Annotated in this window: 10 protein-coding genes; 5 read left to right on the forward strand and 5 right to left on the reverse strand. The window is 50.7% G+C overall.

What is annotated here, in order from left to right; genetic code table 11:
- Positions 1–196: 196 nt before the first annotated feature.
- From ACTHRY_RS01425 to ACTHRY_RS01435, 3 genes are all read left to right on the forward strand, one after another.
- Complete coding sequence (locus ACTHRY_RS01425; protein ID WP_199900477.1) at positions 197–691, forward strand: type IV pilin protein; 495 nt, start codon at positions 197–199, stop codon at positions 689–691.
- 151 nt (positions 692–842) lie between these two features.
- Positions 843–2,867, forward strand: coding sequence for an excinuclease ABC subunit UvrB (gene uvrB / locus ACTHRY_RS01430; RefSeq protein ID WP_049322931.1), 2,025 nt, complete (start codon positions 843–845; stop codon positions 2,865–2,867).
- Positions 2,868–2,892: 25 nt separating this feature from the next.
- A complete protein-coding gene (locus ACTHRY_RS01435) occupies positions 2,893–4,023 on the forward strand; it encodes a hypothetical protein (RefSeq protein ID WP_141759983.1) in 1,131 nt (376 codons plus the stop codon).
- Positions 4,024–4,330: 307 nt separating this feature from the next.
- Here ACTHRY_RS01435 and xth read toward each other — a convergent pair whose 3' ends face one another.
- The 4 genes from xth to ACTHRY_RS01455 form a co-directional block, all read right to left on the reverse strand.
- Positions 4,331–5,101 carry an exodeoxyribonuclease III gene (xth, locus tag ACTHRY_RS01440; RefSeq protein ID WP_049322933.1) on the reverse strand — a complete coding sequence of 257 codons (771 nt, stop codon included), beginning with the start codon at positions 5,099–5,101 and terminating at the stop codon, positions 4,331–4,333.
- A gap of 167 nt (positions 5,102–5,268) precedes the next feature.
- The gene (locus tag ACTHRY_RS01445; RefSeq protein WP_049322934.1) at positions 5,269–5,547 is read right to left on the reverse strand and encodes an ArsR/SmtB family transcription factor; all 279 of its coding nucleotides are present in this window, start codon (positions 5,545–5,547) and stop codon (positions 5,269–5,271) included.
- 415 nt (positions 5,548–5,962) lie between these two features.
- Positions 5,963–7,744: an extracellular solute-binding protein gene (locus ACTHRY_RS01450; protein WP_049322935.1), complete on the reverse strand. Its 1,782-nt coding sequence runs from the start codon at positions 7,742–7,744 to the stop codon at positions 5,963–5,965.
- Positions 7,745–7,843: 99 nt separating this feature from the next.
- A complete protein-coding gene (locus tag ACTHRY_RS01455; protein WP_049322936.1) occupies positions 7,844–9,046 on the reverse strand; it encodes a YihY family inner membrane protein in 1,203 nt (400 codons plus the stop codon).
- 98 nt (positions 9,047–9,144) lie between these two features.
- Between ACTHRY_RS01455 and wrbA the strand changes: the two genes are divergently transcribed.
- On the forward strand, positions 9,145–9,750 hold the full coding sequence (gene wrbA, locus ACTHRY_RS01460; RefSeq protein ID WP_049322937.1) for an NAD(P)H:quinone oxidoreductase: 606 nt from the start codon (positions 9,145–9,147) through the stop codon (positions 9,748–9,750).
- A 211-nt stretch (positions 9,751–9,961) separates the two neighbouring features.
- Positions 9,962–12,139, forward strand: coding sequence for a TonB-dependent siderophore receptor (locus tag ACTHRY_RS01465; protein WP_049322938.1), 2,178 nt, complete (start codon positions 9,962–9,964; stop codon positions 12,137–12,139).
- A gap of 190 nt (positions 12,140–12,329) precedes the next feature.
- Here ACTHRY_RS01465 and aroG read toward each other — a convergent pair whose 3' ends face one another.
- Entirely contained in the window at positions 12,330–13,373 is a 1,044-nt protein-coding gene (gene aroG / locus ACTHRY_RS01470; RefSeq protein WP_049322939.1) for a 3-deoxy-7-phosphoheptulonate synthase AroG, read from the reverse strand.
- Between the last annotated feature and the right edge of the window lie 59 nt (positions 13,374–13,432).

Here is a 13,432-nt window from a genome sequence, read left to right on the forward strand (position 1 = left end):
GCCTGCCGTGAAAAAATAAGCCGGACTCTGCCTGTATGCCGCCCTGCGGCCGAACCGTTTGCCGGTTGGGCCACGGGGCGGCTTTGTTTGGGGGCGGGAATAAAACTTGAACCAGTGGAGACTTTACATTGGGTTAAGGGACAAACGGATAGCCTCTTGTCGGATAGGGGATATAAAAGATAAAGGGAATAATGATATGTACTTAAAAGCATTTGACGGAAAACAGAATGAGGCAACTGTGCAGAGGGGGTATTCTTTGGTACAGCTGTTGGTGGTAATGCTGCTGGTTTCGATCTTGGCGACGGCGGCCTTTACGGCCTATCGGGAATCGGTCCGTTCGGCCAACCTGCGTGCGGCGCATGCCGCGCTGCTGGAAAATGCGCGCTTTATGGAGCAGTTCTACACGAAAAAGGGCAGCTTTAAGCTGACGTCGACGAAGTGGCCGGAATTGCCGGTGAAGGAGGCGGGTGGTTTCTGTATCAGGATGAGCGGTCAGGCTAAGGGGATTCTGGAGGGTAAGTTTACCTTGAAGGCGGTGGCGCTGGATAGGGAAGCGGAGCCGAGGGTATTACGTTTGAACGAGTCGCTGACGGCGGTGGTGTGTGGGAAGATGAAGGGGAAGGGTAGCTGTGCGGACGGCGAGGAGATATTTAGGGGTAATGATGCGGAGTGTCGGCCTTTTATGGGGTAGGGGAATGAAGAGGAGAGATTCAACAGAATAAACCTCAAGTAGCAAAGAGAGGAGATGAAATATTTAGTCTTATCAGATTGGCGCACTATCAATTTTCAGACGGCCCTTTGTTATAATCCTCTCTTTCCCCGAACCGAAAACAGGCGGCAATATGGAAGTCATCCAATACCCAAATTCCCCCTTCAAACTCCACCAACCCTTCCCGCCCGCAGGCGACCAGCCTACCGCCATTGCCGGCCTGCTCGAAGGGCTTTCAGACGGCCTGGCTTATCAAACCCTGCTCGGCGTAACCGGTTCGGGCAAAACCTACACCATGGCGAACGTCATTGCTCAAAGCGGCCGCCCCGCCATCATCATGGCGCACAACAAAACCCTTGCCGCCCAGCTCTACGCCGAAATGCGCGAATTTTTCCCCGAAAACGCGGTGGAATATTTCGTGTCTTATTATGACTATTACCAGCCCGAAGCCTATGTGCCCAGCCGCGATTTGTTCATCGAAAAAGACAGCGCGATCAACGAACACATCGAGCAAATGCGCCTTTCCGCTACCAAAAACCTGATGACGCGCGACGACGTGATTATCGTCGCCACCGTGTCCGCCATTTACGGTATCGGCGACCCGACCGAGTATCAACAAATGGTGTTGTCCGTCAAAGAAGGCAACACTATCGAGCAACGCGACATCATCGCCACGCTCGTTTCCATGCAGTACGAACGCGGCGATTTGGATTTCAAACGCGGCAGCTTCCGCGTGCGCGGCGACGTGATTGACGTGTACCCCGCCGAAAGCTCTGAAAACGCCTTGCGCATCAGCCTGTTCGATGACGAAATCGACCGCCTCGATATGTTCGACCCGCTTTCAGGCAGCCTTATCCAACGTGTCGGCCGCTACACCGTCTTCCCGTCCAGCCACTACGTTACCCCGCGCGACACCGTATTGCGCGCCTGCGAGTCCATCAAAGAAGAGCTGCGCGAACGCATCGAATTTTTCGCACGCGAACAACGCCCCGTCGAGCAACAACGCATCGAACAACGCACCCGCTTCGACCTCGAAATGCTCTACGAAATGGGCTTCTGCAAAGGCATCGAAAACTACTCCCGCCACTTCTCCGGCAAAAAAGAAGGCGAACCGCCGCCCACGCTGATGGACTACCTGCCCGACAACGCCATCATGTTCATCGACGAAAGCCACGTTACCGTCACCCAAATCGGCGGCATGTACAAAGGCGACGCCTCGCGCAAACAAAACCTCGTCGACTACGGCTTCCGCCTGCCTTCCGCCCGCGACAACCGCCCGCTCAAATTCCACGAATTTGAAAAAGTCATGCCACAAACCGTCTTCGTTTCCGCCACCCCCGCCAAATACGAAGAAGAACACGCTGGGCAAGTGGTCGAACAAGTCGTCCGCCCCACAGGGCTGGTCGATCCCCAAATCATCATCCGCCCCGTCGCCACCCAAGTCGATGACTTAATGAGCGAAATCAACGACCGCATCCAAAAAGGCGAACGCGTGCTCGTTACCACCCTCACCAAACGCATGGCGGAGCAACTCACCGACTATTACAGCGAACTCGGCATCAAAGTACGCTACCTGCACAGCGACATCGACACCGTCGAGCGCGTTGAAATCATTAGAGATTTGCGACTCGGACTGTTTGACGTACTCGTCGGCATCAACCTCTTGCGCGAAGGCCTCGACATCCCCGAAGTCTCCCTCGTCGCCATTCTCGATGCCGACAAAGAAGGCTTCCTACGCTCCCACCGCAGCCTGATTCAAACCATAGGCCGCGCCGCGCGTAACGTGAATGGCGTAGCGATTTTGTACGCCGACAAAATCACCGACTCCATGAAAGCCGCCATCGACGAAACCGAACGCCGCCGCGAAAAACAGATTAAATTCAACGAAGAACATGGCATCGTGCCGCAGCAGATTAAAAAACAGGTCAAAGACATCATCGACGGCGTGTACCACGAAGAAGACAGCGGCAAAGGTCGTCTGAAAGGCAAAAATAAGGTTAAAGTCGGCGAGATTCACAATGAAGAAGATGCGATTAAAGAAATTGCCAAACTGGAAAAAGCCATGCAGCAGGCGGCTAGGGATTTGCAGTTTGAAGAGGCGGCTGTGTTAAGGGATAGGATTAGGGGGATTAAGGAAAGTCTATTTGGTAGTATTTAGAAAATCTTTTTAGGGTTAGATTAATATGAACGTAGTTTTTTTATTTAATTCAGATCACCCAACTTTGGGTTCTTATTATGGTTTTTCCATCATGAAAGCCATTTTAGAAACTCATGTATTACAAAGCACAAAACGTAGCATGCGCGTATCTATTGGAGATGTTATCATTCCCAATGGTAAAAAGCCACTGAGAATAAATGATTATAGAATAATACTTAAAGAAATATACACACCAACCACACTAAATCTCGTCCATAGAGAAAAACTTTATAATTCATTTCTAACTTCAACAATTTTTTGTTGGATGTTTCAAAATATGGATATAAAAACAGCTCAATCACTTCATGAAAAACTTAATATTTTTGATCCTTATTTGGGAGCTATGGATATTAAATTCTCAAATAATATCCATCTTCAGGTTTTTAGAAACAGTTTGATTGAATTGTTCCGTATTGAGAACGGGATTATTTCCATATTCTATGGTTTTAATGAAGATCCAGAAAATTATGAAAATGAATTGCTCGTGCAACATGGTTTTAAAGTAAAGCATGAATGTATAGGAGCAAGAAGAACAATATTCGATAACTTTGATACGTTGAATCATTTCAAAAGGATTGAGTCATTTGAGGAATTTTTTACAAACATGCTTGATCTGAAAAATGAAGACATATCGGATATTATCTATGCACTAGAAGAGCTTCATCCTAAGCTTTTTGATGTATTAGCAGCTGCTTCTAGAACATTAGAAAGGGCAGAGACTGATGAAGATTTAGCCCAAGCAGCATTATCAGGTAGAAGATTTTTGGAAAAATTGGCAGACTATCTGTTTCCTGCTCAAGAGAAACTCTGGAGAGATAGAAAAGTTGGAAAAACCCAATATAAAAATAGAATTTGGGCATACATTACTATTGAGTGTGAAAAAAATAATATGTCTTCTTTAAAAACTCTCGGGAAAGAGGCTGACAGATTAGTTGATTTGTTTAATGCTGGATTACATGCTAATCCAACTAAAGAGAAAGTAGAAGCTGCATTCTGTGATCTGGTTAAATGGCTTGTGGCAATTATTAAAATTAACCCAGCATCAGTCCGAAAACCAAATCTAGCATATGAAGAAGAACTTGAGAATTTTCTGATGACTTTTTTAGATAACAAATAGCAAGCGTAGCCTGTGTAGTGCGTGTTGCTCTGCCACGCACGCGGTTTCCAATCAACCACCTCAAACCCACGTGCATGCCTGCTGCATTGGATTTAACACCCCTAACTACCACGCACTCACCAAAAAAGCAGCAAGCGTAGCGTGGGTCATGCGTAGGGTGTGTGCGGTACGCACGCACGCGTTTTTTGGTGTTCAAACCATTGTTTCAAACTTTCAGAAGACCTCAAACGTTGTCTGAAAACCTCTTAGTGTAAAGGCCGTCTGAAATCTAGTTTTCAGACGGCCTTATTGTTTATTCACTCAAAATCTAACAGTCAAATTCAGCGATTACCGGCGCATGGTCGCTGGGGCGTTCTTGGGCGCGGGTTTCTAGGTCGACGGTGACGTCGGTAAGGGTGGCGGCGAGTTCGGGGCTGCTGAGGATGTGGTCGATGCGCAGGCCGAGTTTGCGTTGGAACATGGCGCCGCGGTAGTCGAACCATGTGTAGAACGCGCCTTCGGGGTGGATTTTGCGCAGGCTATCGGTCAGGCCGAGGTCGAGCAGGGTTTTAAACCATTGTCTTTCGATGGAGGAGCAATGGATTTTTTCGTGCCATTTTTCGGGGTCGTAGCAGTCGGCATCGGCCGGGGCGATGTTGAAGTCGCCGAGCAGGACGAGCTTGGGGTGTGCGGCCATTTCGGCGCGGACGAACTCGGTCAATGCGGCAAACCATTGTTCTTTGTATTGGAATTTGGGGCTGTCCAGGGCTTCGCCGTTGACGCAATAGACGTTGATGACGCGCACGCCGTTGATGGTGGCAGCGATGACGCGGCGTTGCGGGTCGTCAGGGAGGGCGGGCAGGCCGCAATGTACGTCTTGCGGTTCGTGGTGGCTGATGATGGCGACGCCGTTGTAGGTTTTTTGGCCGCTCCAGACGCAATGCCAGCCCATCATTTGCAGGGCGGCGGCCGGAAATTTGTCTTGGTCGAGCTTGAGTTCTTGTAAGGCAAGTATGTCGGCTTGGTGGTCGGCCAGCCAGTTTTGTACTTGGGGCAGGCGGACGTTGAGGGAATTGACGTTCCAAGTGGCGATTTTCATGATGTTTCCGTGTGTGTTGTTGGGTGGGAAGGCGGTGGATTGCACCTGTGGGAATGGGCGGTATTGTATAGCGGATTGGTTTATTTTTCGATATGGGCTGAAAGTGGCAGGCCGTCTGAAAGCTGATGTTTCAGACGGCCTTGATGTTGTGATGTGGAATAATTTGTTTATTCGGCTTGGTCTTTGAGCGTGCGCAGGGTATTGAGGATGGTGGTGGCTTCTTCGGAGATGATGCGGTATTCGATGATGCGGTGGTAGCGCGTGAAATCGATGATGCCTTCGGTGCGCAGGCGTGCGAGGTGGTTGGCGATGCCGGTCGGGGAGGAGTCGAGCGCTTGTACCAGTTCGGTAATGCTGCGGTCGCCGTCAAGCAGCAGAAAAAGGATGGCCATACGTTCGGGGTTGGCAATCAGTTTGAGAATGGTAGAGAGACGCTTGATTTCCATATTATTGTTCCTTATTGTCTGTTATATGAATGCTTGATTTGAGTTAAATTTGGATGATTGTAGTTTTTATTAAGATTAACCTTATAATTCAAACTCTTATCTCGTAGTGTACACGGTTTTGTAAAATTTGAGGGCATTGTTTTGCAATTTTTTGTTCATTTTCGATAGTTTGCTTCGGTTGCGAAAATGGATTGAAAAGAGACGAAAAGGCCGTCTGAAATGTTCCGTTGCAGATGATTTTGCTGACGGATGTTTCAGACGGCCTTTGATTTGGCTTTAAGTTGTTTTTTCTTTTATGTTTGTTTGGAATCAGCCGATTGATTGTTTTTAAACAAACAACTAGGTTTTATGATTCTATGCTTAGGACAACACGCCAAGGGCTTGTCAGACGCTTGGACGTGTTGTCGAAATGCGACTACTTTTTCTTCCAACCTGCGGTCATGGCGAAGGTGATGGGGTCGTAGTATTTCGGCAGCTTGGACGGAATGCCCACATCGTTACGGTACACGACGCGGTAGCGGTCGGCGAACCAGTTTGGAACAATGGTGTATTGGTGGCGGATCAGTCGGTCGAGCGCACGCGAAGTGGTTTGCAGCTCTTGGCGGTTGGTAAAGCTGTTGAAATGGGTCAGCAGTTTTTCAACCGCAGGATGACAGACGCCGGATAGGTTGCGACTGCCTTCGGTTTTGGCGGCGGCGCAGCTGAAGTAGTCGTATTGCTCGTTGCCGGGACTTTCGCTGTTGCCGTAGTAGCCTGTGGTTACGTCAAAATCGAAGTCGTTCATGCGTTTTTGATATACGGCGGAATCGGCGGTGCGCACGTTCATGGTGATGCCAATTTTGGCAAGGTCGCGCTGCCATTTGGCGGTAATGCGTTCGTAGTTTTTGCTTGGGGCGAGGAATTCAAAGGTCAGCGGTTTGCCTTGTTTGTCGACTGCTTTGCCGTTTTTGTATTGATAGCCGCCTTTTTCAAGCAGGGCGCGTGCTTTGAGCAGGTTCGGACGCACGCCCAGTTTGGGGTCGGTAACCGGCGGCATAGGGACGTCTTGATCCAATACGCCGTCGGGCAGCTTGGCGCCCAATGATTTGAGCAATGCGGTTTCTGCGCTGTCAGGCTTGCCGGTTGCGGCCATGGTGCTGTTGGTGAAGAAGCTGTCGGTGCGGCGGTATGCGCCGTAGAAGATGCGGCTGTTGACGCTTTCGTAGTCGAAGCTTTCAATCAAGGCGCGGCGGACGTAAATATTGTCCAAGGGCTTGTGGCGCATATTGATGACGAAGCCTTGCATACCGGCTGTGCTGTTTTGTACCCATTCGTGTTTGGACAGATTGCGTTTTTTGAGGACTTCGTCGGAGTAGGCGCGCGCCCAGTTGCGGGCGACGTTTTCTTGTACGAAGTCATATTGGCCGCCTTTTAACCCTTCGATGCGGACAACTTCGTCTTTGACGTATTTGATGCGGATGTGGTCGTAGTTATAGCGGCCTTTGCGTACGGGCAGATTTTGCGCCCAGTAGTTTTTGTCGCGGACAAATTCGCTGATGCGGCCGTTTTCGGCTTTGGCAAAACGGTAGGGGCCGGAGCCGATCGGCAGGCTGTTGGGCGCGGCGGCCAGGCCTTTGGGATAGCTTTTATGCGAGAAGACGGGCAGGCTGCCGAGAATCATGTGCAATTCTGAGTTGCGCTGCTTGAAGCGGAACACGACGGTACGATCGTTGGGCGTTTCTACTTTGGCCACGTCGCTCCAGTAGAAGTGGTACATGGGGGCGGCGGCTTTGTCTTTGGTCAGGATGTTAAATGAAGCGGCAACGTCTTTGGCCAAAACGGGGTCGCCGTTGTGGAATTTGGCTTTGGGGTTGATTTTGAAGGTAACGGAAAGGCCGTCCGGCGCCAGGGCGATGTCTTCGGCAATCAGGCCGTAAACGGCGTAAGGTTCGTCCATGCTTTGCTCGGTCAGGGTGTCGAGCGTCAGCATGCTGATGCCGTATTCGTGGTTGCCTTTGAGGGTAAAGGGGTTGAGCGTGTCAAAAGCACCGAGGAAAGGCGTGGTAAATGTGCCGCCTTTGGGGGCGTTGGGGTTGACGTATTCGAAAGCAGTGAAGTTGGCCGGATATTTGGGTGGTTGGCCGAGGCCTACGCCGTGGGCGGCAAAGGCGGCAGATGGAATCAGACCGAGCAGAGAGAGTAGGGCTGGTGTTTTCATCTATTTTTCCTTGTAGGTTGAATATTGTATTCAGTAGTGTGCCGATTATAGCAAAGGCCGTCTGAAACTTGATATTTTTGCTTTCAGACGGCGTCAGGTTTAAGAGGATTGTTTTTTTGTATGGGCGCCGAACTCGGCAAGCGTCATGTTCAAGGTTTCCAAGCAGGGCTGCATGATGTGGTCAACCGTTTGATTAACCTTGTCTTTGTTGAGCGTTTGCGGGCGGTAGACAAAGAGTTTGAACAGCTCCGCCAAGTCGATGGACTCCGCCCCTGTTTTCAAGACCCAGCCTTGGCGGCCGGAATAGACATAACCGTGTCGCGCCAGTTTTTCCAAAAGCTCGCCCAATTCGTCAAAGCCCATATTGATATGCCGTCTGAACTCCTGCACCGGCAACGCCTTGCCGTTTTGTTGGGCAGAATCGAGCAGCAGTAGGATTTTCAATACATCGTCAAAGCGGCCGCGCGCATCCAAACTGCGGCGGAACGCTTCGCCGCGCCAGTAGGACAGGGACGAGGTCAAGACCGCACCGCCCAATACCAGCGTCCACAACAGGTTGAGCCACAACAGGAAAAACGGTACTGCGGCAAATGCGCCGTAAATCGATTTGTAGCCGTCAAAGTTGCCCATGTACCAAGCGAACAAAAAGCGTGCCGTTTCCAAGCAAAACGCCGTTACGGCCGCGCCGACCAAAGCATGGCTGGCCGGTACGAAACGGTTGGGCACAAAGCGGTACAAGCCCCACAGCAGTACCGTAATAAATGAAACCGCAGTGATAACCCTCAGCCATTCCGAGCCGCCCACCACTTGCACCTGACCGATCACGACCGACAGCCCCACGCCCAAAGATAAAGGCCCAAACGTCAGCAACGCCCAATACACCAAAAACTGCATCATCCAGGGCCGTTGCGAATTGACGCGCCAAATCCGGTTGAACGCATTGTCTATCGTCCGAATCAGCATCAGCGAGGTTACGACCAACATCACACTGCCGATCGCCGTCAGCTTGGTGGCTTTATCGCGGAACGCATTGATGTAGTCGAACACCATATCCGCGCCCTGCGGCACAATGGTGCGGTTGATAAAAGAGACAAATTCCCCCGACCATTGGTCGAAAACGGGGAAGGCCGAAGCGATGACGACCATCACCGTCAACACGGGCACCAAAGCCAAAAGCGTCGTAAACGTCATGCTTGCCGCCACCTGCGGCACACGCTCATCATCAAAACGGCGCACGACAAACCAAGCAAACGCCACGCCCTTACTTTTCAAAAAATCTTGCCACCATTGCGAAAACGGCATAACCTTTTCCCACTTTTGAATAGAAATTTTTCTTTTCAGACGGCCCGAGTATTCAAAAGGCCGTCTGAAACCTGACAGCATTGTAACGGAAACCCCAAATGAACCCAAATCCCCTGAAAATCCTCGTCCTCTTTTATTCCCAAAACGGCAGCACGCGCAACCTTGCCCGCCAAATCGCACGCGGCATCGAAAGCGTGGACGGTTGCGAAGCCGTATTGCGTACCGTGCCCAAAGTTTCCACCGTTTGCGAAGCCGTTGAAAAAGCCGTTCCCGACGAAGGCGCGCCCTACGCGACTGCCTACGACCTCAAAAATTGCGCCGGCCTCGCGCTCGGCAGCCCGACACGTTTCGGCAATATGGCCGCCGCGATGAAATACTTTATCGACGGCACCATTCCCCTTTGGCTCGGCGCAGAACTCGTCGGCAAGCCTGCCACCGTATTCACCAGCACATCTTCGCTGCACGGCGGCCAAGAAACTACCCTGCTGACCATGATGCTGCCCCTGTTGCACCACGGCATGGTCATCAGCGGCATTCCCTATACCGAGTCCGCGCTCAGCAATACCCAAAGCGGCGGCACGCCTTACGGCGCAAGCCATGTTTCCGGCCATGACAGCAAGCCGGCATTGACCGCCGAAGAAAACGACATTGCCTTCGCACAAGGTAAACGTTTGGCAGAGTTGGCACGAAAATTGGCAGATTGATTACCTTGTAATAAAAAGATTAAGGCCGTCTGAAAACCTGATGATGCGGGTTTTTAGACGGCCTTTTTAGTCAATTAGGACTAGATTAAAAATAAATATTTTGAATTAAACGAACTACTTATAAAATAGTGATTAGAACATAGTTTCATCGGACTACATCTTTTTGATAGAATCTGCCACCAAATTAAAACATCAGCTAACTGGAGAAGCTATGTCACTACCCGTATTTCCCTATGGCAAATTAAGCTTTGCCGTCAGTCTGGCTTTGTGTTCGGCGTATTCTTTCGCAACCGAAGTAGAAAATAGCCAGCCGCAAGAACGTGTCGATTTGCCGACAGTTACCGTCCAAGGTGTCGGAAAACAGACTACTTCCAACTACACTATTCCCGTATCTTCCGCCGCGACAGGCATCCGCCTGACCCAGCGCGAAACGCCGCAGTCTTTGTCCGTCGTTACCGAAAAACAAATGGACGACCAAGGTTTGGATACCTTGCAGGACGTATTGAAACAAACACCGGGCGTGTTCCACAGCAAAATGGGCAACAACGTCTCCGGCCACAGCCAATTTATTTCGCGCAGTCAGGCGATTGACAGCATTTCCGTGGACGGCGCGCCCAAATTCCTTTACGACAGCAAAGCCATCCGCCGCGGCACCAACAATCTGGACAGCGCATTGTACGAACAAGTCGTCGTCGTACGCGGCGCAAGCGGTTTGTCCAACGGCGGTATGGGTGAACCGGGCGGTACGGTTGCTTTGGAACGCAAAAAACCGACAGCCAAGCCAGCCATCAGCGTGGAAGCCGGTGTCGGTTTGTGGAACCACTACCGTTTCGTCCTTGATGCCAATCATCCTCTGAATGCCGACAATACCTTGCGCGGCCGCGCTATTTTGGTCAGCGACCACGGCGGCGATTACCTGCCGAACACATCGCGCCATAATCACACTTTCTATGGCATTTTGTCTTACGATCTCACGCCGCAAACCCAATGGCGCCTCGGTACGGAAATACACCGTTTCCGCAATACCGGCAGCTCGCGTTTCAGCTATCTGACAGCAGCAGGTAATCGCAAAGACGGATTCAAACCGTTTGAATCTTCGCCACGCAGCAATTCTTCCGCACGCTGGGCATACGGCAAAGACACCAGTGCCGAAGTATTCACTTCCCTTAGCCATGAGTTTGACAACGGCTGGAAACTGACTGGTGATTACAGCCATGTTTCGGGTAAAAACGACATCGTTTCAGGCATTGCCGGTACTTTTGTAATTAAACCCGACTACTCCGCGCTCTTTACATCCGACCGCGACCGCAGCAAATACCGCGATCAGAATTTTGCGCTGGCCTTGGACGGCGATTATCCAGCGCTGGGCCGCTCGCACGAGTTCAATGTCGGCATCAGCTATCAGGACAACAAAGAAAACCTGTCTTTCTATGAAGAAGGCGAGTCGATGATTCCCGATTTGCGTAAATTTGACGGCAACATCGCCAAACCCGATATGCCGTATCTGCGCGATGGTTTTTCACGCATGAAAAACCTGTCGGTTTACGGCTCGACCCGTTTCAAACTGACCGACAGGCTCGCCTTTATCGGCGGCAGCCGTTTTGTGGATTGGCGTTACCGTTACAGCACTGAACGCAACAAATTCGCACACAGCAGCCACAAACAAAACGTTTTCATTCCTTATTTGGGAGTAACCTACGACATAGGAGACAATCTGACCGCCTATGCGTCTTACACCACCATCTTCCGTCCGCAAGTGCGTTACCTGACCAAAGACGGCGCAGCACTCAAACCGCAGCGCGGCAAAACTTACGAGACCGGTTTGAAAGCGTCATGGTTTGAAGGCCGTCTGAATGCTTCAGCATCCGTCTTTATGAACAAACGCGACCATTTGGGCGTTGTCGCAGGCAAATTCGCAAATGGCGAGGAATACTACCGTGCAGCCGACAACACCACGACAAAAGGCGTGGAACTCTCTGTCGGCGGCCGCCTGAGCGACAAATGGCTGCTGAATGCATCTTATGCACGTTCCAAAATCAAAGACAGCGAAGGGGTTCAACTGCATCCGTCTTATCCGGTTCACTTGTTCAAACTCTTTACCGCGTATGACGTAACCGACCGTTTGAATCTGGGTGCCAACGTCAACTGGCAAAGCCGCAGCCACACACTGGACGAATACCCGGCAGACATCAATCCAGCCGCCGCGGCCGCGTTGACCCAACGCCCATACGCCACGCTGGATTTGACCGCGCATTACAAAATCGGCAAATCCACCCGCATCGGTTTGGACTTTGAAAACGTGTTCAACAAACGCTACCGCACCATGCCGGATATTCACGTTTACGGTACGCCGCGTAGTGTGACTGCGACGGTTAAACACACGTTTTAATTGAAAAGAAAAGTAGAAGAGGCTGTCTGAAAACCTGAATGATTGGTTTTTCAGACGGCCTGAATATTTTCTGACATATTGTTTTTATGTTGAACCTGGCTAAAATTTGCTCGGTATCTCGAGTGAAGAAATCAAAATGACAGACACAAAAAAGACCGGAACATATCCGGTCTTTTTAATGTTTTCGCACTTACGCTTGGTAACCTTTCGCTTCGGCAAGCAGGGCCAGCAATTCTTCGGTCGTATCCCAACCGATGCAGGCATCCGTAATACTTTGACCGTAAACTTCAGGCTTGTCTTGGCGGCCTTCAACCAAGTGGCTTTCCACCATCACGCCCATAATGTGTTTTTCACCGGCTTTCAGCTGCGCCGCAACATCGCGCGCCACATCCATTTGTTTGCGGAAGTCTTTACGGCTGTTGGCATGGCTGCAGTCCACCATCAGTTTGCTGCTCACGCCGGCTTTTTGAAGCTGCGCAACTGCGTCTTTAACGTGTTCCGCGCTGTAATTAGGCTCTTTACCGCCACGCAAAATCGCATGGCAGTCAGGGTTGCCGCTGGTGTGGACAATCGCAGAATGACCGGCTTTGGTTACAGACAGGAAGTGGTGCGGATGATTGGCCGCGCCGATGGCGTCGATGGCGATTTTCAGGTTGCCGTCCGTACCGTTTTTAAAACCGACAGGGCAGGAAAGGCCGCTGGCCAATTCGCGGTGCACTTGGCTTTCAGTCGTGCGCGCACCAATCGCGCCCCAAGAAATCAGGTCGGCGTAGTATTGCGGCGTAATCATGTCCAAGAATTCAGTCGAAGCAGGCATGCCCATTTCGTTCAAAGTCAGCAACAACTGACGCGCTTGGCGCAGGCCGTAGTTGATGTCAAACGTACCGTCCAAGTGCGGATCGTTAATTAGGCCTTTCCAGCCAACGGTTGTACGCGGTTTTTCAAAATACACGCGCATCACAATCAGCAGCTCTTTCTCATATTTTTTGCGCAAGGGCAGCAATTTTTGCGCATATTCAACCGCCGCCTTAGTATCGTGAATCGAGCATGGGCCGATGATGACCAGCAAACGGTTGTCGCGGCCGTGAACCAAATCCGAGATTTCATGACGTGTTTTATAAACCAAATTGGCAACCTGAGGCGTAACAGGCAGCTCATACAAATGCGCGATTGGAGGTAATAACTCTTTGACTTCTTTAATTTTAATATCGTCAGTAGGGTGGTGTTGGGACATGATGAACTCTCTTGTTTATTTTTGATACAGGTTACAGGTTTTAGCGGAATTAAACAAGG

The organism is Neisseria sp. P0004.S004 (genome assembly GCF_051963335.1).
Lineage (GTDB): Bacteria > Pseudomonadota > Gammaproteobacteria > Burkholderiales > Neisseriaceae > Neisseria.

Coding starts and splice junctions, on each gene's coding strand:
- ACTHRY_RS01425 (WP_199900477.1), top strand. CDS start 197: ATGTACTTAAAAGCATTTGACGGAAAACAGAATGAGGCAACTGTGCAG.
- uvrB (WP_049322931.1), top strand. CDS start 843: ATGGAAGTCATCCAATACCCAAATTCCCCCTTCAAACTCCACCAACCC.
- ACTHRY_RS01435 (WP_141759983.1), top strand. CDS start 2,893: ATGAACGTAGTTTTTTTATTTAATTCAGATCACCCAACTTTGGGTTCT.
- xth (WP_049322933.1), bottom strand. CDS start 5,101: ATGAAAATCGCCACTTGGAACGTCAATTCCCTCAACGTCCGCCTGCCC.
- ACTHRY_RS01445 (WP_049322934.1), bottom strand. CDS start 5,547: ATGGAAATCAAGCGTCTCTCTACCATTCTCAAACTGATTGCCAACCCC.
- ACTHRY_RS01450 (WP_049322935.1), bottom strand. CDS start 7,744: ATGAAAACACCAGCCCTACTCTCTCTGCTCGGTCTGATTCCATCTGCC.
- ACTHRY_RS01455 (WP_049322936.1), bottom strand. CDS start 9,046: ATGCCGTTTTCGCAATGGTGGCAAGATTTTTTGAAAAGTAAGGGCGTG.
- wrbA (WP_049322937.1), top strand. CDS start 9,145: ATGAACCCAAATCCCCTGAAAATCCTCGTCCTCTTTTATTCCCAAAAC.
- ACTHRY_RS01465 (WP_049322938.1), top strand. CDS start 9,962: ATGTCACTACCCGTATTTCCCTATGGCAAATTAAGCTTTGCCGTCAGT.
- aroG (WP_049322939.1), bottom strand. CDS start 13,373: ATGTCCCAACACCACCCTACTGACGATATTAAAATTAAAGAAGTCAAA.